Genomic DNA, 18058 nt, shown 5'->3' with positions numbered 1-18058 from the left:
CCGGATATCTCCCCTGCGGCAACCTCTCTTGGTCGCACCTTGGCAAGGGCCGGTTCAGACGCCTAGATCAAAGGCAAGCAGCAGGTCGGAAGGATTTTCCATGGCGCCATCGGTACGGGACAACAAGGACAGAAGCCGCTTCGAGCTCGATGTCGGCAGCGAAATCGCCTTCGCCAATTACCGGCTGACGCCGTCGGCGGTGATCATCACCCACACCGAGACGCCGCGCGCGCTGCGCGGCCGGGGCATCGGCTCCGAGCTGGTCAAGGGCGCGCTGGAATTGATCCGCCGCGACGGCAGGAAGGTGATCGCCGGTTGCGGCTTCGTCGTCGACTATCTCGACAGACATCCGGAAGATGCGGATCTCGTCGCCTGAATGCAAAAGGGCCCGCGCGATCGCGGGCCCTTGGATTGCGACCGGGCGATCGGTCAGTGCTTGATCTCCGGCGGCAGCTTGCCGCCATTGGCGGCGAGCTTGGACATCACCTGCTTGTGCAGCCAGACGTTCATGGTCGCGGAATCGTTGGTGTCGCCGCTGTAGCCGAGCTCCTTGGCCAGGTCCTTGCGCGCAGCGAGGCTGGAATCGATGTCGAGCGCCTTCATCAGATCGACGATCGAGGTGCGCCATTCCAGCTTTTCGCCCTTGTGCGCAGCGGCCGCCGCGTCGACGATCGAGGCAACGTCCACCGTCGCCGCGGGCGCCGATCCGCTCGGCGCGGCCCCTGCGGGCGCGCTGCCCGACGGTGCGCTGCCTGCGGGCGCGGCGGAAGCTGGCTGGCTACCGAAGATCGCGCCCATAATTTTCCCGAAAATGCTCATGTCTGCTCCCCGAAAAGGACCCGCTGGAGGGCCTTGAGTGGCACTTATAGACCAAGTTGCGTCGTTGCACCCGCAAAGTTCCGCGGACCAGCAAGCAGCATCAGCTTATCTACGGCGAAATGACGACCGAATGACATCATCGAGGTTGCGCTGCGGCATCGAATCTCACCCAAGCGTGAGGGACAGGACTCGCAAATGGGCGTACGCTTGACGTTCAGTTCGCGATGCCATCCGGAATTCGCGTCTGGTTGGGGATCGCGAAACTCAGAATAGCGGCCGCTTGCGCCGTTTGCTGGCGCCAGATGCGGCCGCATGGCAAGGGAGCTAGCGACCATGGCCACACTCTACCCGGGCAATGTCCCCACCATGGCCCAGACCGCAGAAGCGGCTGGACCGGTGATCCGAACGATCCAACTCTCCGATCTGCACGATGCGCTCAAGCGCGGCTGGGACGATTTCAAGGCGGTGCCGAGCCACGCCATCATCCTCTGCGTGATCTATCCTGTGCTGGGCCTCGTGCTCGCCCGCGTGGTGATGGGCTATTCAGTGCTGCCGTTGTTGTTTCCGTTGGCCGCGGGCTTCGCGCTGATCGGCCCGTTCGCGGCGCTCGGTCTCTACGAGCTCTCCAGCCGGCGCGAGCGCTATGAGGAGGCCAGCGCCTGGGATGCCATGGAGGTGCTGCGTTCGCCCTCCTTCGGCGCCATGCTCGGTCTCGGCGCGCTGCTGCTGGCCCTGTTCGTGACCTGGGTTGCGACCGCGCAGGCGATCTACGTCGCCGCTTTCGGCTATGAGGGCGCGTCCGGGATCTCGGATTTTCTGACGCGCGTGCTCACGAGCCGGCAAGGCTGGTGGCTGATCGTGGTCGGCTGCGGCACCGGCTTCCTGTTCGCCCTTGCCGCGCTCTGCATCAGCGCCGTGTCGTTCCCGCTGATGCTCGATCGCCATGCCGGCGCGTTCGAGGCAATGGTGACGTCGCTGCGCGTCGTCGCGAAGAACCCGGTGCCGACGGCGGCCTGGGGCCTGATCGTGGCCGTCCTGCTGGCGCTGGGCACGATTCCCGCCTTCCTCGGCCTTGCCGTGGTCGTCCCCGTGCTCGGCCATGCCACCTGGCATCTCTATCGCAAGGTGATCGCGGCCGATCCGGGCGCGCGTCCGGTGCCGCCTCCGCCGCATCGTCCACGCAAGCCGGCCGCCGACTTCCCCGCCAACCTCTTCCCCTGGCGCAATCGGACCGACGCCTGACGATTTCGTGACGTGCGATCCTGCCCCGGAGCGGGCAGGATCGCGCACTGTCATACGCCTTGCTTTGGCCGCGGTTTCCATCGAGATTGCGCCCGCCGGTCAGATCACTTCACGGAATTTATTTGCTCGAATGACCCCGACGATTTCTCGTCTCGCCCTCGCAGCCTTAGCCATCACCGCATCCATCCTATCCGCTCAGCCCGCGCTCGCCGCGGTTGCCTGCGGCTCGGGCAATTTCGACGCGTGGCTTGCAGACTTCAAAACCGACGCCGCGGCCAAAGGCGTCTCGCAACAGGCCATTTCCGCCGGGCTCGCCGGTGTGACGCTCGATCAGGGCGTGCTCAACCGCGACCGCTCGCAGAAGGTCTTCAGCCAGACCTTCGAGGAGTTTTCCGGCCGCATGGTGCCGCCGCGCCTAACGCGCGGCTCCAACATGATGAAGCAATACGGCTCGGTGCTGTCGCGGATCGAGCAGACCTACGGCGTGCCCGGCGAGGTGCTGGTCGCGATCTGGGGTCTCGAGACCGATTTCGGCGTCAATACTGGCAAGTTCGCGACCATCCGCTCGCTGGCGACGCTGGCCTATGACTGCCGGCGCTCCGAGCAGTTTCGCGCCGAGCTGTTGGATGCGCTCCGCATCGTCCAGCGCGGCGACCTCGCACCGGCCGACATGAAGGGCGCCTGGGCCGGCGAGCTCGGACAGACCCAATTCATGCCGTCGTCATGGATGAAATACGCCGTCGATTTCGACGGCAATGGCAAGCGCGATCTCCTGCACAACGCCCCCGACGTGCTCGCCTCCACCGCGAACTATCTTGCCGGATATGGCTGGCAGAAGGGCAAGGATTGGCAGCCGGGCAGCCCGAACTTCGCGGTGCTGCAGCAGTGGAACAAAAGCGAGGTCTACTCGAAGACCATCGCTCATTTCGCCACCCAGCTCGCGCGCGCCCCTTAGCAGCCCCTCGTCAAAAACGCGTAGGGCCGATCGCCCGCGACCGGCCCTCTCTGTGCGTTTTTACCCCTATTTGCCCATGGTGGCGTGCATCGCCTTGTTCAGATGCGCGCCGCACGCCCCCATTTTGCCGTTGAGCAGCGAGTCCTGCGCGGCTGCGATCTCCTTTTGCGCGACGAACTTGCCGTCACCATCGGCCATGTTCTCGATCGCGGTCTCGGTCTTCTCCAGATTGGCCGAACTGCAGCCGCCGGCGGCGTGCTTGGCGGCTTGGGCCGGCGCGACGGCGAACGCGACAGCGGCAATAGCGATAACCCCGAGTAACTTCGTCATGACGTTACCTTCCTTCTCTTGTTCTTGGGCCAGAGCCAGCGACATTGCCGGATTCTGCGACATCACCTTCCTCCGGGCGCGGCAACTTGACGCAATGAATTCCCCGCGAGAATTGCGTGATGTTGCGCGCAACGCAGAGCCACATGCAAAATTTCTGATTTTCATTACACGTTTGTAATCAGCGCCGCACGTCCGGCGTGTGTGCACCGCGCGCAGGCGGCGGTTGGAGCGGACCATGCGGAATGGATTCGTCTCTTGGCCGCCGTTCGTCACATCGAATCCGCCGGCGTCAGGTGAATCGCTGGCCACAGTGGAAGAGGTCCCGCAGGCCGGAAGATGAATATATATTCACTTTTTATGCACCACCCACCATGCGATTCGCGCATGCGAGATTTGGGTATAGAAGCTAGTCAATCATCTTGCGATGACCGGAAAGCAGCCTATTTCACCGCTGAATGGAACCGGCCGAGCTAAGACAAGCCCGTGAATTAACGGGCATTTTCAGCGCTCTTTTCCCTGTTTCGCCCACCCTTTGGGCGGGAGTGCTGCTGGGTTAATCGTCCGTTACCAATGCCATGCAGCCAGCGCTTAGCTGCATCGCAACATCGGAACTTTCGCACTGCACCACTCTCACCTATATTCATTTCAACGATGAGGCTCGGGCAAGAGCTGAATCGAACTACAGGAGACTACCAATGCTGCTCTCGCTCATCCGCATGATACAGGCTTTCCGGGACTATCAGCGCAATGTTGCCGAGCTGTCCCAGCTCAGCGATCGCGAATTGGCCGATATCGGCCTCGATCGCTCGGACATTCCGCGCGTTGCCGCCGGTCAGTATCAGGGCTGATATCGTTCAGCCCTTAGCCGGACGAACCGATAGCGCCCGCCTCGTGCGGGCGTTGTCGCATCCGGAGGCAGAAAACTCGATCTCGGCGATTCCACTGACCGCCGAAAAGCGCTACCTGTCCGCCCCATGACAGGACCCCAATCAAATACCGTGCACGTGATCGGCGCAGGCCTTGCCGGCTCCGAAGCCGCCTGGCAGGTGGCCAAATCCGGCGTGCCCGTGGTGCTGCACGAGATGCGGCCGACCCGCATGACCGAGGCACACCGCACCGACGGGCTTGCCGAGCTCGTCTGCTCCAATTCGTTCCGCTCGGACGATGCCGCCAACAACGCCGTCGGCCTGCTGCATGCCGAGATGCGCCGCCTCGACTCGCTGATCATGCGCGCAGCCGACGCCAACCAGGTGCCCGCCGGCGGCGCGCTGGCGGTGGACCGCGACGGCTTCTCAGCGGCTGTCACCAAGGCGCTGAACGACCATCCGCTGATCGAGATCGCCCGCGGCGAGGTCGCAGGCCTGCCGCCGGCCGAGTGGAGCAACGTCATCGTTGCGACCGGCCCCCTCACTTCGGCGCCGCTGGCCAACGCGATCCGCGACTTGACCGACGAGAACGCCCTCGCCTTCTTCGACGCGATCGCGCCGATCGTGCACCGCGAATCCATCGACATGTCGGTGGCCTGGTTCCAGTCGCGCTACGACAAGGTCGGCCCTGGCGGCACCGGCGCCGACTACATCAACTGCCCGATGACGAAGGAGCAGTATGACGGCTTCGTCGCGGAGCTGGTCGCCGGCGAGAAGACCGAATTCAAGGAATGGGAGACCAACACGCCCTATTTCGACGGCTGCCTGCCGATCGAGGTCATGGCGGAACGCGGCCCCGAGACCTTGCGCCACGGGCCGATGAAGCCGGTCGGCCTCACCAATCCGCACGATCCCACCACCAAGGCCTATGCGATCGTGCAGCTGCGCCAGGACAACAAGCTCGGCACGCTCTACAACATCGTCGGCTTCCAGACGAAGCTGAAATACGGCGAACAGCAACGCATCTTCCGCACCATTCCGGGGCTGGAGAAAGCTGAATTTGCCCGCCTCGGCGGCCTGCATCGCAACACCTTTCTCAACTCGCCAAAGCTGCTCGACGGCCAGTTGCGCCTGCGCGCACAACCACGACTGCGCTTTGCCGGCCAGATGACGGGCTGCGAGGGCTATGTGGAATCCGCCAGCGTCGGCCTGATTGCCGGCCTCTACGCGGCAGCGGACGTGCGCGGCGAGACGCTTGCGAGTCCGCCGGTCACGACGGCGCTCGGATCCCTGCTCGGCCACATCACCGGCGGCCATATCGAGACCATCGAGCCCGGCACGCGCTCGTTCCAGCCAATGAACATCAATTTCGGCCTGTTCCCGCCGCTCGCCAGCGCACCGACGAAGAAGCCCGACGGAAGCCGGCTGCGCGGCAACGAGAAGACAGTGGCCAAAAAGCAGGCGATGAGCGCGCTGGCGCTCGCCGATCTCGATCGCTGGATCGCCGATCACCTGCGCATTGCCGCTGCGGCGTGAGTTTTCGATGAACCTTCCCAAAGACGACGCCGCAACACTCTCGGCGCGCTGGACCGAGGGCGTGCTGCTCAAGCGCGACGTGTTCTCGACCGTCGAGCGCGGCCGCTTCCGCGACGATGACGGCGAGGTCGACGCGGTGCTGCGCCGCCTCGACGAGGTGCCGTGGTGGTCATTCCTTTTGGCGCGCCATCTGTTCGCCCGCGAGAAGCATGCGCTGGCACTCGCCAAGGGACTTGATGTCGGCCCCGAGCTGCTGTGGGCCGGACGCCGCGCGCTGGTGCGCAGCTTCGTCGATGGTGTCGCGCTACATCTGGCGAAACCGCATGGCGACCTCGCCTATTTTCGCTCGGCCAAGGCCGCGCTGCGACGGCTGCGCCGCGCCGGCATCTGCCACAACGATCTTGCCAAGGAACAGAACTGGCTAGTCGGCCGCGACGGTCGCGCCTACGTGACCGACTTCCAGCTCGCGGCGTGCTTCGACCGGCGCGGCCGGCTTTACCGCATCCTGGCCTATGAAGACCTCCGGCATCTGCTCAAGCACAAGCGCTCCTACGCGCCCGAAGCGCTGACGCCGCGCGAGCGAAAAATCCTGGCGAAGAAGTCGTTCGCCGCCAGCCTCTGGCTCGCCACCGGCAAGAAGGTCTATCGGGCAATCACCCGCGGCCTGTTCAACTTCACCGATCGTGAAGGCGGCGGCCGCCGGCTCGTCAACGACGCGCCGGTGCTGGCGGAATTGATCCGCAAGAACCCCGCCGTGCGCGACACCGCCATCGTCGCCTTTGCCGATCGACGCTCCGGCGTCGGACTCTATGCCTTCGTCGAAGCCGATCAGGCCGCGCTCGAGGGCCAATTGCGGAACGAGCTCACCGCCGCCAAGGGGCCGAAGCCGCCAGAACACATCCAGGTCGTGCACGCACTGCCACGCAATGCCGACGGCAAGCCACGCACGGAGATCCTGCAACTGGTCGCCATGAACCAGCTCGACCTGATCGAGCCGATGATGAAGAGCGACCAGGACCGCGCTTTCCTCAAGGACATCCTGGAGCAGCGCAAGAACCTGCGCGACCGCTTCAATTTCGAGGCCGACCTGCCGGCGGGCTAGGGTGGATCACGCCTTGAAGCGTCCACATTGGCGATAGAGAAGCGATCCGATAATTCGAGCTTGGCGGGGGACTTGGCAGGGTCATGGGCACTCGGGGGACGATGATGCATTGTGCGGCTGGCGGCCTGACCGCCGGCCTTCTGCTGCTCGCCACCACGTCCGCAATGGCCGAGTCTCCGGCCGAACTGATCTCCAGCTTCCGCCTCAAACATGGAGAGGTCCGCGTCCTCCGCGATTCGACCCTCGACCGCATCGCCATGGAACAGGCGCGCGCGATGGCGACGAAGGACGACCTCAGTCACGACGCCCTCGGCCCGTTCAACCGCCGCGTCGCACCGGCCGGCGCAGGCCGCGCCGCCGAGAACATCGCCTACGGCTACGACAATTTCGAGAAGACCCTCGGACAGTGGATCGACTCGTCGGGACACCGCAAGAATCTGCTGCTGCACAACGCGTCCCGCGTCGGCATCGCAAGCGCGAAAAACGCCAGCGGCAAGCGCACCTATTGGGCGATGGTGATCGCCGGCGACTATGAGTCGAAGGGCAAAGGCAAAGGCAAGAAAGACGGGGAGCCTTTGGTTGCCGTGAAGCGCGAGGCCGCGCCGGCGAGCAAACCGAAATCCAGCGGCTGCCACATCAAGCTGCTTGGCCTCTGCATCTGAGGTGAGATCAGATGTTGCAGCCGGCCTCTTGTCCGCATTCCTCGCCGGTCTAATCTATCGGGACGATCGCGAGAGCAAAGGCGGCGCACTTGATCAACATCGAGCGAATACGTGCCGACACGCCAGCTACCTCCCGGCTGGCGTACCTGCACAATGCGGGAGCTGCTCTCATGCCCGTTCCCGTCGTCGAAGCCATGAAGCAGCATATCGATCTGGAGAGCGAAATCGGAGGCTATGCGGCCGCCGACCGCGAGGCGCGCCGGCTTGATTCAGTCTACGGCTCCGTGGCGCGCCTGCTGAATGCCGCGCCTGATGAGATCGCGCTCATGGAGAACGCGACGGTTGCCTGGCAAATGGCATTCTACGCGCTTCAGTTTCGCGACGGCGATCGGATCCTGACCGCGGAGGCGGAATACGCGGCCAACTATGTCGCCTTCCTTCAGGTCGCCAAGCGAACAGGCGTTGCGATCGAAATCGTGCCGAGTGATGCCAGCGGCGAACTCGAACTCGACGCGCTCGGACGCATGATCGACGAGCGCGTGAAGCTGATTGCGATCACCTGGGTTCCGACCAATGGCGGGCTGGTCAATCCGGCTGCAGCCGTCGGCAAGATCGCGCGGGCGCACGGCATCCCCTATCTGCTCGATGCCTGCCAGGCGGTCGGACAGATGGCGGTGGATGTCGAGGCTATCGGCTGTGACATGCTGTCCGCAACCGGGCGTAAATTCCTTCGCGGTCCGCGCGGCACCGGCTTTCTCTACGTCCGCCGCGCGACGCTGCAGGCGCTCGAACCGCCGATGATCGACCACTTCGCCGCACCCTGGGTCTCCCGGGACGCTTATCGGCTGCGCGACGATGCGCGCCGTTTCGAGACCTGGGAGAACAACTACGCAGCCCGGCTTGGGCTGGGCGCGGCGGTCGATTATGCCCTCGATATCGGGATCGGCCGCATCGAGCAGCGTTGCCGCATGCTGGCCGACCGCCTCCGGGGCGGCCTTGCGTCCATTCACGGCATCAGAATTCGTGACCTCGGACGCGCTCCGGGGGCCATCGTCAGCTTCACGGTGGAAGGGTACGATGCGGAAGCGGTCGTCAGCAACGCGGCCACCGCCGGCATCACGATCGGTGCCTCAGATCCGTCGAGCACGCGCATCGACGCCGAAATTCGCTCGTTGCCGCCGGTGGTGCGCGCCTCCCCGCATTACTACAATACGGAAGCCGAGATCGATCGGCTGATCGCCAATTTGGCAGGTTTGACGCCGCGATAGCGGCGAGCATGCACGGCTCAGGTACAGCGCGCACTCAATCCCGATGCGCCAAGCTTCGCCATGACCTCGTCGAGATGGGCGCTGTCGCGGGTCTCGATTACCAATTGCAGCAGCGTCGCCTTGGCCGGAAGATCCGAGAAGGTGCGCTGGTGCGAGACCTCGATGATGTTGGCACCGGCCTCGGCCAGCAGTGCCGCGACCGCAGCCAGTTGGCCGGGCCTGTCGGGGATGTCGAGCGACAGCTGGGTGAGCCGCCCCTCACGCGCCAACTCACGGGTCAGGACCGATGCGATCAGCCGCGTGTCGATATTGCCGCCGCTCAGCACCAGCCCGACCTTCTGGCCGGCGAAACGGGACGGGTCGGACATCAGCGCGGCGAGACCGGCGGCGCCGGCGCCCTCGACAACCGTCTTCTCGATCGAGATCAGGGTTGCCACCGCGCGCTCGAGCTCGGCTTCGTTGACGAGCGCAATGTCGTCGACAAGGCGGCGGACGATTTCGGTCGTGAGCTTGCCGGGCGACTTCACCGCGATGCCTTCGGCGAGTGTGTCGCCACGCGCCGGCAGATTGCCGTCATGGATGGCATTGTACATCGAGGGGTAGAGCCAGGCCTCGACGCCGAGGATCCGCAGCGACGGCTTGATCGATTTAGCGGCAATGGCGATCCCGCTGATCAGGCCACCGCCGCCGATCGGGACGACCAGCGTATCGAGCTCCGGCACGGCCTTGAGTATTTCCAGCCCGACCGTGCCCTGCCCCGCGATGACAAGCGGATCGTCATAGGGATGGACGAAGATCATGCCATGGGCTTCGCCGTGGCTGCGCGCATACGCGGCCGCCTCCTCCAGCGTGGCGCCCGTCACCACCACCTCGGCACCGTGATGCCTGGTGTTTTCGACCTTCACCATGGGCGTGCCGACCGGCATGACGATGGTGGCGGGAATGCCGAGCCGCTTGGCGTGATAGGCGACGCCCTGCGCGTGGTTACCCGCCGACATCGCGACGACGCCGCGCGCGCGCTCCTCCGGCGTCAGCGCGGTGAGGCGGTTGAGCGCGCCGCGCTCCTTGAACGAGGACGTGAACTGGAGGTTCTCGAATTTCAGCCAGATGTCGCAGCCGCAGATATTGCTCAGCGTGCGACTGTAGCTACAGGGCGTCTCGACGACGGCGCCGCGGATGGTCGCGGCGGCGGCACGGATGTCGCTCAGCGAGACCGGAAGGACGTTGAGATCGGTGGCGATGCTTTGGGACAACTCGGCCATGGGACAGCATAGGGCATTTGGCAGTTTGAGGCGATAAGCCAACCGCTATTTGGTAAACTCCCGGGAACGCGAGGCCCGCCACAGCGTCCACAACGTACGCAGCCGCGGCGATTGCTCCGGCTTGAACGGATTACGCCCGGGCTGCGACAGGCGCTTGAGGTCGGCCCGTACCTGGCTCAGCGGCAGAAACGCTGGCCGAGCCGACACCGGCACCTCGGCCAACAGCGACAAGGCCGTCGTCAAATGCTGCCTGGCCTCGCCGGCGAGCTGGTCCAGCACAGCGCGCAAATTCGGCGTCTCCTTGCCGGCAAACACGTCCTCCATATTGCAATTGTGGCTGGTCAGCAGCTGCTGCGGCAGGAATAATTGCCGATGCGCCGCATCACGCGGCAGGTTCGTGATGACTTGCGCGATGCCTTGGGCCAATCCGGCATGCCGCGCGAGGTGCTCGGCTGGGTCCAAGGGTGACGCCATGATCTGCGCCGCGAGAGCAAACAACGCCGAGCAGGTCGCGGCGAGATAACCTTCGAGAGCCGTCATGGTCGGCATCGGGTCGTTGTAGAGATCGAATTGATGCTCATCGACGAGCAGCGACAGCGGTTCGACCGGCAGGTCGAAATCACGGATTGCGCGGAGCAACTCCGCCGCCACCGGATTGCCCTCGGCGCTGCCATGGACCTGGCCCGACAGCATGTCGGTCCACCATTGCAGGCGGATTTCACCAGGCAAGGGCTGGCTTACCTGGTCGCGGACGCGGACGATCTCGACATTGAAGGCATAGAGCGCCAGCAGCGCGCGGCGCTCGGCAGCAGGCGCGAACAGGGTCGCGGCATAGCGCGGAAAGTCGTGGCTGCGCACGAGGTCAGCGCAGAACGCGGCAGAATCCGGCGCCGGCGCGGAGCCACTCATGGCACGGCGATCAGCGCGGCCGCGACGCGCCGCCGTTCGCCGATCATGATGTTGTAGGTACGCACGGCGGGACCGGTCTGCATCGTATCCAGAACCACCCTCGCCGCTTTGAGCGCTTGGCGCAGTTCCGCCAGCGGCAGCCAGACCCCGGTTCCGGTGCCGATCAGGAGCGTGTCGATGCTGTTGGCGGACTTGAAGACGCGATCCAGCGAATAGCGGTCGATCTTCGCGGGGTCGGTAATGTCCCAGGCCCAGATCGCGTCGGGCAGGCAAAGCAGCGATCCCCGATGCGACATGCCGGCAAAGGCAAAGCCGCCCTTGCCATAGGCTTCGATCGGCGCCGAGCGGGGGAAATGCGGTGCGTTGGGATCGCCGGCCATGAGCTTCGTCCGAATGAGCTTACTGCCCTCGCAAACTCCTGCGAGGGCATGCGGTTCGGATCATGCCTTGCTTTTGTTCCCCGGCGTAGCCTTATCGACCGCATCTTCGCGATGCTCGCCGACACCGAGATAGATCAGGATCGGGGCCGCAATGAAGATCGAGGTATAGGTGCCGACCAGCACCACGCCGAACATCATGACCGCGGTGAAGCTGTGGATGGCATGACCGCCGAACAGCAGCAGCGCCAGCAGCGCCAGCGTCACGGTGAAATGGGTGATGATCGAGCGCGACAGCGTCGAGTTGATGGATTCGTTGAGAAGCTGCGGCATCGGCATCTTCTTGTAGCGCCGCAGCATTTCACGGATGCGGTCGTAGATGACGACGGTGTCGTTGAGCGAATAGCCCAGAATGGTCAGAAGTGCCGCAATGCTGGTCAGGTCGAAATCGACCTGACTGATCGACATGAAGCCGATCGTCAGCACGATGTCGTGCACGTTGGCGATCATGGCGCCGAGCGCGAACTGCCACTCGAAGCGGAACCAGAGGTAGACCAGGATCGAGACGATCGCCAGCATCAGGCCGAGCATGCCGTAGCTCAGCAATTCGCCGGAGACACGCGGCCCCACCACCTCGACGCGGCGATAGTCCACGGAGTCGCCGAGGGCAGCGCGGACCTTGTCGACGGCTGCCTGCTGCGCCTTGTCGCCGCCCGGCTGTTCGGCAACGCGAAGCAGCACGTCGGCGGGGCCGCCGAATTGCTGCAGCTGGACTTCGCCGAGGCCCAGACTACCCAGGGTGGACCGCATCTGCGCAATGTCCGCCGTGCCCGACTTGGCACGCACCTCCATCAGGGTGCCGCCCTTGAAGTCGATGCCGAAATTCAGGCCGTGCGTGAAGAACAGCACAATGGCGAGGATCGAGAGCGTCGCCGAGATCGGGAACGAGATGCGGCGGAACTGGGTGAAGTCGAAATGCGTGTCATCCGGCACGATGCGCAGCGACGGCAGCAGCCCGAGCACGCTGACCACGGTCAGCACGGCAATGACGACGCCGAGGGAGATGAGAACGATTTGAGTAGTGGTCACAGCCGGCCTCGAATGGTCAAATCGGCACGGTCTTCGGCCGCTTCCACTGCACCCACCATGCGACGATCAGGCGGGTCATTGTGAAGGCGGTGAAGACGGTGGTGATGATGCCGATGCCGAGCGTCACTGCGAAGCCGCGCACCGGACCGGTGCCGATCATGAACAGCACTGCAGCGGCGATGAAGGTGGTGATGTTGGAGTCGAGAATGGTGGCAAGCGCCCGTTTGAAGCCTGCGTCGATCGCCGATATCGGGCTTCTCCCGCCGCGCAATTCCTCGCGGATGCGCTCATAGATCAGCACGTTGGAGTCGACCGCGATACCGACCGTTAGCACGATGCCGGCGATGCCCGGCAGGGTCAGCGTGGCGCTGAGCAGCGACAGCAGGCCGAAGATCATGGCGACGTTGATACAGACGGCGATGTTGGCGAAGACGCCGAACAGCCGATACGTCAACAGCATGAACACGACGACCATGATCGAACCGACATAGGCGGCAAGCTCGCCCTTCTCGATCGAGTCCTGGCCGAGGCCCGGGCCAACGGTGCGCTCCTCCACGACAGTCAGTGGCGCCGGCAGCGCGCCGGCGCGCAGCAGGATCGCGAGATCGTTGGCCGACTGCACGGTGAAACTGCCGGAGATCTGGCCCTGGCCGCCGGTGATCGGCTCGCGAATGACCGGCGCGGAGATCACCTTGTTGTCGAGAATGATCGCGAAGCGCAGCCCGACATTCTCCTGCGTGGCCTGCGCAAACTTGCGCGCGCCCGAGCTATTGAACTTGAAGCTGACGACCGGCTCATTGCTACGCTGGTCGAAGGTCGCCTGGGCGTCGGTTAGGTCGCCGCCCGCAACCAACACCTGCTTCTTGACCACCTCGCCGGGCGGCGGCGGCGAGGCGTTCGGCAGATACTCGGTGTCCGGCGGCAACGTGCCCTGCTGCGCCTGGTCTGGCGGCACCGAGGGATCGACCATGCGGAATTCCAGCTTCGCAGTCTTGCCCAGCAGCTCCTTCAGGCGGGTCGGATCCTGAAGGCCGGGGACCTGCACCAGGATGCGGTCGTTCCCCTGACGCTGGATGATTGGCTCGACGGTGCCGAGCTCGTTGACGCGCTTCTCGACGATCTGGATCGACTGCTCGATGGTCTTGCGCAAACGGTCGAGCATCGCGCCCTGCGGGATGCTCAGGCGGATCAATCCCCCCCCGGCGTCAGTCACTTCGAGGTCGCGCTGACCGCTGGATCCCATCAGGCCGCCGAGCGGCTGGGCCAAATCACGCAGCTTGGCCAGCGCCGGCTGCTGGTCGGATTCCTTGGTGATGCGAACCTCGACCGCGTCGTTGCGCACGGTGACGCCGCCGGTAAAGCCGATCTTGGCCTCGCGCAGCACGCGACGGACGTCGTCGCGGATCTGATCGAGCTTTTCCTTCTTCACATAGTTGGAATCGACCTCGAGCAGCAAAGAGGAGCCGCCCTGGAGATCGAGGCCGAGCACGAGCTTCCGCTGCGCCCAGGCGGGCCAGGTCTTGACCTGCGCTTCGGAGAAGAAGTTCGGGACCGCGCAGAGGCACACGATCAGCGCCGTCAGGATAATCCCGAGCGCCTTCCACCGCGTGAAATACAACATCGACTGGACCTGTCAGATCAGGGGATTTCAGAGACTCGCGGAAGCGCTCACTTCGCCGCGGCGTCGTCCTTGGCGCTATCCTTGGCGCTTTCCTTGGATTCCTTGGCCGGCTCGCCCTTGGCGCGCACGCCGGAGACCATCGAGCGCATCTGCCGCACGCGCACGCCATCGGCGATCTCGAACTCGATCTGGTCGTCGTCGACGACCTTGGTGACCTTGCCGACGAGACCGCCCGAGGTCACGACGGTGTCGCCGCGGCGAATGTTCTTCACGAGGTCGGCGTGGTCACGGACCTTCTTCTGCTGCGGACGCAGAATCAGGAAGTACATGATCACGAAGATCAGGGCGAACGGCAGCAGCGACATCAACATGCCGCTGGTGTCGCCGGCGCCCGCAGCCTGGGCATACGCAGGGGTAATCAGCATTCGGACGATCCTCGTGAGAACGGGGGAAAACCGGTCAGGCCCAAATGGCGACCGGTTCGGTCAAATTCGCGCGGACTATAGCGGCCATTGCCCCAATTGCAACGCTGCCAGACCGCCCTTTTAGCCACCTTGCGGCGCGCGCTCAGGCCCGATAAGGCTGCATTCTCAGGAACTTCGGTCATGCCCCAAAAACCAAGCAAAAGCCCGGCCGGCAAAGGCCCCCGCACCCCTGCCGCGAAGCCAGCCCGCGTCGCGGCAAAACGTCCCAAGGCAGCCCTCAGGGCAGCTTCCAAGACCATTTCCAAGGCGCCTTCCAAGCCCAACCAAAACGTCTCCCAGGAGCGCATTGTCCGCGCGCTGGAGACGATCGCGGCGCATCTCTCCGCTCAAGGCAAGCCCGCCGCCGAACGCGAATCGTTCAAGCAGGCGGACGCTTTCGTCTGGCACCCGGACGGCCGCCTTGCGGCGGTGCCGCGGGTCAGCCGCGTCGAACTGTTCCTGCTCAAGGGCGTCGACCGGATGCGCGACATCCTGATGGAGAACACCGAGCGTTTCGCCAACGGATTGCCCGCCAACAACGCGCTGCTCTGGGGCGCGCGCGGCATGGGCAAGTCGTCGCTGGTGAAAGCCGCGCATGCGAGCATCAACGCGGAGCGCAAACCGGCCGACAGACTGAAGCTGATCGAGATTCATCGCGAGGACATCGAGAGCCTGCCCGCCCTCATGGAGCAGCTTCGCGCCTCGTCCTTCCGCTTCATCGTGTTCTGCGACGACCTCTCCTTCGACGGCAATGATGCGTCCTACAAATCGCTCAAGGCGGTGCTCGAAGGGGGCATCGAGGGTCGGCCGGAGAACGTCATCCTCTACGCCACCTCCAACCGCCGCCATCTGCTGGCGCGCGAGATGATCGAGAACGAGCGCTCGACCGCGATCAATCCCGGCGAAGCCGTCGAGGAGAAGGTCTCGCTGTCGGATCGCTTTGGTCTCTGGCTCGGCTTCCACCGCTGCAGCCAGGACGAATATCTCGCCATGGTGCGGGGCTATTGCAGCCATTTCGGCGTCAAGGTCGACGACGACGCGCTGGAGCGCGAGGCACTTGAATGGTCGACGACGCGCGGCTCGCGCTCCGGCCGCGTCGCCTGGCAGTTCGTGCAGGAGCTTGCGGGACGGCTCGGCGTGAAGCTGACGGCGACGTAGCGAGCTGCCGCCACTTCCCTGACCTGTCATTCCCCGCGCAGGCGGGGAATCCAGTATTCCAGAGACGGGTTTGATCGATCGAGACGCTGCGGAGTACTGGGTCGCCCGGTCAAGCCGTGCGGCGACACCGCGTTTGTGGCGATGGCGCGCCCTACTTCAAGCTCACGCGCCGTTCAGGAATTGAAGCGGGTCAACCGGGCTCGATCCCTTACGGATCTCGAAGTGGAGCTGCGGCGACGCCACCTCCCCGGATTGACCCGACTTGGCAATGACCTGGCCGCGCTTGATGGTATCGCCGCGCTTCACCATCAGCTCACTCGCATGGGCATATGCGGTGACGTAGCCGTTGGAGTGCCGAACCAGGACGAGATTGCCATAACCTTTCAGCTCGTTGCCGGAATAGGCAACGACACCGTCTTCAGCCGCCTTGACCGGCGTACCCTCGGGCACCGCGAGATTGATGCCGTCGTTGGACTTGCCATTGGTCTTGGCGCCGTAGCTCGTGACCACCTTGCCGCGCACCGGCCAGCGGAAAGTCGGCAGCGCGCTGGTGGTCTCCGCAGCTTTCGCCGGAGCGTCCGCAGCCTTGTCTTCGACATTGGCCGTGGCCTGGGCCAGGCGCGCGCTCTGGACTGGCGCGGCGACGGCCGCCATCTTAGTGGCGGGCGCAGGTGCGGCCGCAACGGGCTGCAGCGTTCCCGCGACGGGAGCGGCTCCGACCGGGGCCGCGGCAAGCGGTGCCGCGACAGCGGCGGTCTTGGCGCCGGGCACGGCCAGCTTGGCGCCGAGCTTGAGTTTTGCAGAGGGATTGAGGCCGTTGGCGCGGGCCAGTTCGGCCGCCGAGATATGGTTCTTGCGGGCAATGCTGGCGAGCGTGTCGCCGTGGTTCACGAAGTGCGTGCTCGACGGCGCGGCAACGGCCGCAACCGGCCTCGCAGCGGGCGCCAGCGCGGGGGCAGCGGCAACGGGAGCCATGAGCGGCGCGGGCGCAGCGGCTGTAGCCTGGTGCGGAATGATCAGTTGCTGGCCGGGCGAGAGCGCGCGCGGCCCCTTATAGCCGTTGGCGGCGAGGATCGCCTGCGGCGTGACGCGATAGCGTTTGGCAAGCAGGTCGAGCGTATCGCTGGTGCCGACGATGATCTTGGTTCCACCGACCGGCTGGGCGGCTGCAACCGAGCGCGGCGGCACGGTGGCCGTGGTCTCGAGATGCGGCTGCGCCGGGGGTGCGTAGGAGCCAACACCGCGGCCGCCTCCGGACACGCCGCCTGCTGCAACGGGGTAGGATTGCGGCGCGGACACCGCCGGCGGCAAAGGCTGCGACTGATAATAACCGGACTGCGTCTGCGGCCGCGAATATTGCGGCAGCTCACGCTGCGGCGGCGGTGCCTGCTGCACCGAACCGGTCGATTCCTGCGTAAAGGGATTGGAGAAGTTCGACTGGGACATGCGCGACGACATGTCGGCGCTGCACCCTGCGAAGCTGAAGGAGATCAGCGCCAGCACCGCGACCTGCGGCACACGGCGCGAGTAAAGCAACTCGGCGGCAACGGACATGGTTACTCACTCGTACGCAACAGAACTGGTGTTTTAAGTAAACACGCGCCGAGTAAATAACGGCTTAACCCTCCCAATAAGATGTTGGCAGCACAGCCAATCCGGAGTTCTACAGCTCCCGCGCCACGCCGGGCAAAGCCGGCACGAAGCGGACCTCGACGAGTTCCTTGCGCTCGATCCCGGCTTCGGTCCGGCTCAGGCGGATCAGCGTCTGCACCCCCTGATGCGGGCCGACGGGCGCGATCAGGATGCCGCCCACCTCCAGCCGCTCGACCAGGTTGTCCGGAAGCTGCTCCATCGCGGCCGTGACGATGATGCGGTCGAACGGGCCGATATTGGGAGGCAGATTGAGTCCGTCGCCCAGCATCACCTCGACGTTGTGATAGTTGAGCTTTTCAAGCCTGAGACGTGCGGCATCCGCAAGCTTGCGGTAACGCTCGACCGCCAGCACCTGACCGGCGAGCCGCGACAGCACCGCCGCCTGGTAGCCCGAGCCGGCGCCGATCTCGAGCACGCGGTGCTTCTTCTGAAGCTGGAGCTGCTCGGTCATGTAGGCGACGACGAAGGGCTGGCTGATGGTCTGCCCGCAGGCGATCGGCAGCGCGCTGTCGCGATACGCGCCGTCGCGATCGGCGTCGTCCACGAATTGATCGCGCGGCACCTCCTCCATGGCCCGCAGGACCGCTTGGTCGCTGATGCCCCGACGCCTCAACGTGAGCTGAAACATCATCTTTTCCGGCGGGTGCTGATGGGAGGTCATTGCCTGCTTGTGCTGTCTTTACGGTCCGGGACGCCAACCTGGGGCGCGAGATTCTTGTTCCGGCTCAGGGAACCCATGATAGGC

The 18058-nt window shown here is 64.7% G+C and carries 19 protein-coding genes; 9 read left to right on the top strand and 10 right to left on the bottom strand.

The features are described 5' to 3' along the window. The first annotated feature begins 100 nt into the window (after window positions 1–100). Entirely contained in the window at window positions 101–376 is a 276-nt protein-coding gene (locus AC0L3U_RS00185) for a GNAT family N-acetyltransferase (protein WP_018458006.1), read from the top strand. Between the two features lie 53 nt (window positions 377–429). Here the strand turns inward: AC0L3U_RS00185 and AC0L3U_RS00180 are convergent, their stop codons facing one another. Beyond that, window positions 430–819: a DUF3597 domain-containing protein gene (locus AC0L3U_RS00180; protein WP_027518105.1), complete on the bottom strand. Its 390-nt coding sequence runs from the start codon at window positions 817–819 to the stop codon at window positions 430–432. A 333-nt stretch (window positions 820–1152) separates the two neighbouring features. On the opposite strand from AC0L3U_RS00180, the gene AC0L3U_RS00175 reads away from it, so the two are divergent. Both AC0L3U_RS00175 and AC0L3U_RS00170 read left to right on the top strand, forming a co-directional pair. Continuing rightward, window positions 1153–2061: a DUF2189 domain-containing protein gene (locus AC0L3U_RS00175; RefSeq protein ID WP_473360253.1), complete on the top strand. Its 909-nt coding sequence runs from the start codon at window positions 1153–1155 to the stop codon at window positions 2059–2061. 130 nt (window positions 2062–2191) lie between these two features. After that, window positions 2192–3016, top strand: coding sequence for a lytic murein transglycosylase (locus AC0L3U_RS00170; RefSeq protein WP_473360252.1), 825 nt, complete (start codon window positions 2192–2194; stop codon window positions 3014–3016). 66 nt (window positions 3017–3082) lie between these two features. Here the strand turns inward: AC0L3U_RS00170 and AC0L3U_RS00165 are convergent, their stop codons facing one another. Next, window positions 3083–3409 (bottom strand): hypothetical protein, encoded by a 327-nt coding sequence (locus tag AC0L3U_RS00165; protein ID WP_354059208.1) that lies wholly within the window; start codon window positions 3407–3409, stop codon window positions 3083–3085. A gap of 632 nt (window positions 3410–4041) precedes the next feature. Here AC0L3U_RS00165 and AC0L3U_RS00160 point away from each other — a divergent pair. From AC0L3U_RS00160 to AC0L3U_RS00140, 5 genes are all read left to right on the top strand, one after another. Then, the gene (locus tag AC0L3U_RS00160) at window positions 4042–4194 is read left to right on the top strand and encodes a DUF1127 domain-containing protein (RefSeq protein ID WP_007590701.1); all 153 of its coding nucleotides are present in this window, start codon (window positions 4042–4044) and stop codon (window positions 4192–4194) included. 126 nt (window positions 4195–4320) lie between these two features. Further along, on the top strand, window positions 4321–5748 hold the full coding sequence (trmFO, locus tag AC0L3U_RS00155) for a methylenetetrahydrofolate--tRNA-(uracil(54)-C(5))-methyltransferase (FADH(2)-oxidizing) TrmFO (protein WP_473360251.1): 1428 nt from the start codon (window positions 4321–4323) through the stop codon (window positions 5746–5748). Between the two features lie 7 nt (window positions 5749–5755). After that, the gene (locus AC0L3U_RS00150; RefSeq protein ID WP_473360250.1) at window positions 5756–6850 is read left to right on the top strand and encodes a serine/threonine protein kinase; all 1095 of its coding nucleotides are present in this window, start codon (window positions 5756–5758) and stop codon (window positions 6848–6850) included. A gap of 83 nt (window positions 6851–6933) precedes the next feature. Beyond that, window positions 6934–7512: a CAP domain-containing protein gene (locus AC0L3U_RS00145; protein ID WP_473360249.1), complete on the top strand. Its 579-nt coding sequence runs from the start codon at window positions 6934–6936 to the stop codon at window positions 7510–7512. 89 nt (window positions 7513–7601) lie between these two features. Continuing rightward, entirely contained in the window at window positions 7602–8780 is a 1179-nt protein-coding gene (locus AC0L3U_RS00140; protein WP_473360248.1) for an aminotransferase class V-fold PLP-dependent enzyme, read from the top strand. Between the two features lie 17 nt (window positions 8781–8797). On the opposite strand, the gene AC0L3U_RS00135 is transcribed toward AC0L3U_RS00140, so the two are convergent. The 6 genes from AC0L3U_RS00135 to yajC are packed head-to-tail and all read right to left on the bottom strand — an operon-like array spanning window position 8798 to window position 14463. Next, complete coding sequence (locus AC0L3U_RS00135; protein WP_473360247.1) at window positions 8798–10042, bottom strand: threonine ammonia-lyase; 1245 nt, start codon at window positions 10040–10042, stop codon at window positions 8798–8800. A gap of 45 nt (window positions 10043–10087) precedes the next feature. Continuing rightward, entirely contained in the window at window positions 10088–10951 is an 864-nt protein-coding gene (locus tag AC0L3U_RS00130) for a phytoene/squalene synthase family protein (RefSeq protein ID WP_473360246.1), read from the bottom strand. After that, a complete protein-coding gene (locus AC0L3U_RS00125; RefSeq protein WP_473360245.1) occupies window positions 10948–11331 on the bottom strand; it encodes an Mth938-like domain-containing protein in 384 nt (127 codons plus the stop codon). The genes AC0L3U_RS00130 and AC0L3U_RS00125 overlap by 4 nt, the downstream gene beginning before the upstream one ends. A gap of 60 nt (window positions 11332–11391) precedes the next feature. After that, entirely contained in the window at window positions 11392–12417 is a 1026-nt protein-coding gene (gene secF / locus AC0L3U_RS00120) for a protein translocase subunit SecF (RefSeq protein ID WP_473360244.1), read from the bottom strand. 16 nt (window positions 12418–12433) lie between these two features. Continuing rightward, window positions 12434–14038 (bottom strand): protein translocase subunit SecD, encoded by a 1605-nt coding sequence (gene secD / locus AC0L3U_RS00115; RefSeq protein ID WP_456764205.1) that lies wholly within the window; start codon window positions 14036–14038, stop codon window positions 12434–12436. A gap of 47 nt (window positions 14039–14085) precedes the next feature. Continuing rightward, on the bottom strand, window positions 14086–14463 hold the full coding sequence (gene yajC / locus AC0L3U_RS00110) for a preprotein translocase subunit YajC (RefSeq protein ID WP_027518118.1): 378 nt from the start codon (window positions 14461–14463) through the stop codon (window positions 14086–14088). Window positions 14464–14643: 180 nt separating this feature from the next. Here yajC and AC0L3U_RS00105 point away from each other — a divergent pair, with 180 nt between their 5' ends. Then, entirely contained in the window at window positions 14644–15660 is a 1017-nt protein-coding gene (locus AC0L3U_RS00105) for an ATP-binding protein (RefSeq protein WP_473360243.1), read from the top strand. Between the two features lie 162 nt (window positions 15661–15822). Here AC0L3U_RS00105 and AC0L3U_RS00100 read toward each other — a convergent pair whose 3' ends face one another. Then, the gene (locus AC0L3U_RS00100; RefSeq protein WP_473348790.1) at window positions 15823–17214 is read right to left on the bottom strand and encodes a peptidoglycan DD-metalloendopeptidase family protein; all 1392 of its coding nucleotides are present in this window, start codon (window positions 17212–17214) and stop codon (window positions 15823–15825) included. Window positions 17215–17323: 109 nt separating this feature from the next. After that, window positions 17324–17974 carry a protein-L-isoaspartate(D-aspartate) O-methyltransferase gene (locus AC0L3U_RS00095; protein WP_456764202.1) on the bottom strand — a complete coding sequence of 217 codons (651 nt, stop codon included), beginning with the start codon at window positions 17972–17974 and terminating at the stop codon, window positions 17324–17326. Window positions 17975–18058 lie beyond the last annotated feature (84 nt).

The organism is Bradyrhizobium sp. Kon69 (assembly GCF_055807515.1).
This window is presented reverse-complemented; position numbering and strand designations above follow the sequence as displayed.

Bases quoted from the DNA above. Each gene is read 5' to 3' on its own strand.
- AC0L3U_RS00145 (WP_473360249.1), top strand. From the start codon at position 6,934: ATGGGCACTCGGGGGACGATGATGCATTGTGCGGCTGGCGGCCTGACC.
- AC0L3U_RS00095 (WP_456764202.1), bottom strand. From the start codon at position 17,974: ATGACCTCCCATCAGCACCCGCCGGAAAAGATGATGTTTCAGCTCACG.
- trmFO (WP_473360251.1), top strand. From the start codon at position 4,321: ATGACAGGACCCCAATCAAATACCGTGCACGTGATCGGCGCAGGCCTT.
- AC0L3U_RS00150 (WP_473360250.1), top strand. From the start codon at position 5,756: ATGAACCTTCCCAAAGACGACGCCGCAACACTCTCGGCGCGCTGGACC.
- AC0L3U_RS00135 (WP_473360247.1), bottom strand. From the start codon at position 10,042: ATGGCCGAGTTGTCCCAAAGCATCGCCACCGATCTCAACGTCCTTCCG.
- AC0L3U_RS00160 (WP_007590701.1), top strand. From the start codon at position 4,042: ATGCTGCTCTCGCTCATCCGCATGATACAGGCTTTCCGGGACTATCAG.
- yajC (WP_027518118.1), bottom strand. From the start codon at position 14,463: ATGCTGATTACCCCTGCGTATGCCCAGGCTGCGGGCGCCGGCGACACC.
- AC0L3U_RS00165 (WP_354059208.1), bottom strand. From the start codon at position 3,409: ATGTCGCAGAATCCGGCAATGTCGCTGGCTCTGGCCCAAGAACAAGAG.
- AC0L3U_RS00170 (WP_473360252.1), top strand. From the start codon at position 2,192: ATGACCCCGACGATTTCTCGTCTCGCCCTCGCAGCCTTAGCCATCACC.
- AC0L3U_RS00100 (WP_473348790.1), bottom strand. From the start codon at position 17,214: ATGTCCGTTGCCGCCGAGTTGCTTTACTCGCGCCGTGTGCCGCAGGTC.
- AC0L3U_RS00185 (WP_018458006.1), top strand. From the start codon at position 101: ATGGCGCCATCGGTACGGGACAACAAGGACAGAAGCCGCTTCGAGCTC.
- AC0L3U_RS00180 (WP_027518105.1), bottom strand. From the start codon at position 819: ATGAGCATTTTCGGGAAAATTATGGGCGCGATCTTCGGTAGCCAGCCA.
- secD (WP_456764205.1), bottom strand. From the start codon at position 14,038: ATGTTGTATTTCACGCGGTGGAAGGCGCTCGGGATTATCCTGACGGCG.
- AC0L3U_RS00175 (WP_473360253.1), top strand. From the start codon at position 1,153: ATGGCCACACTCTACCCGGGCAATGTCCCCACCATGGCCCAGACCGCA.
- AC0L3U_RS00125 (WP_473360245.1), bottom strand. From the start codon at position 11,331: ATGGCCGGCGATCCCAACGCACCGCATTTCCCCCGCTCGGCGCCGATC.
- AC0L3U_RS00105 (WP_473360243.1), top strand. From the start codon at position 14,644: ATGCCCCAAAAACCAAGCAAAAGCCCGGCCGGCAAAGGCCCCCGCACC.
- AC0L3U_RS00130 (WP_473360246.1), bottom strand. From the start codon at position 10,951: ATGAGTGGCTCCGCGCCGGCGCCGGATTCTGCCGCGTTCTGCGCTGAC.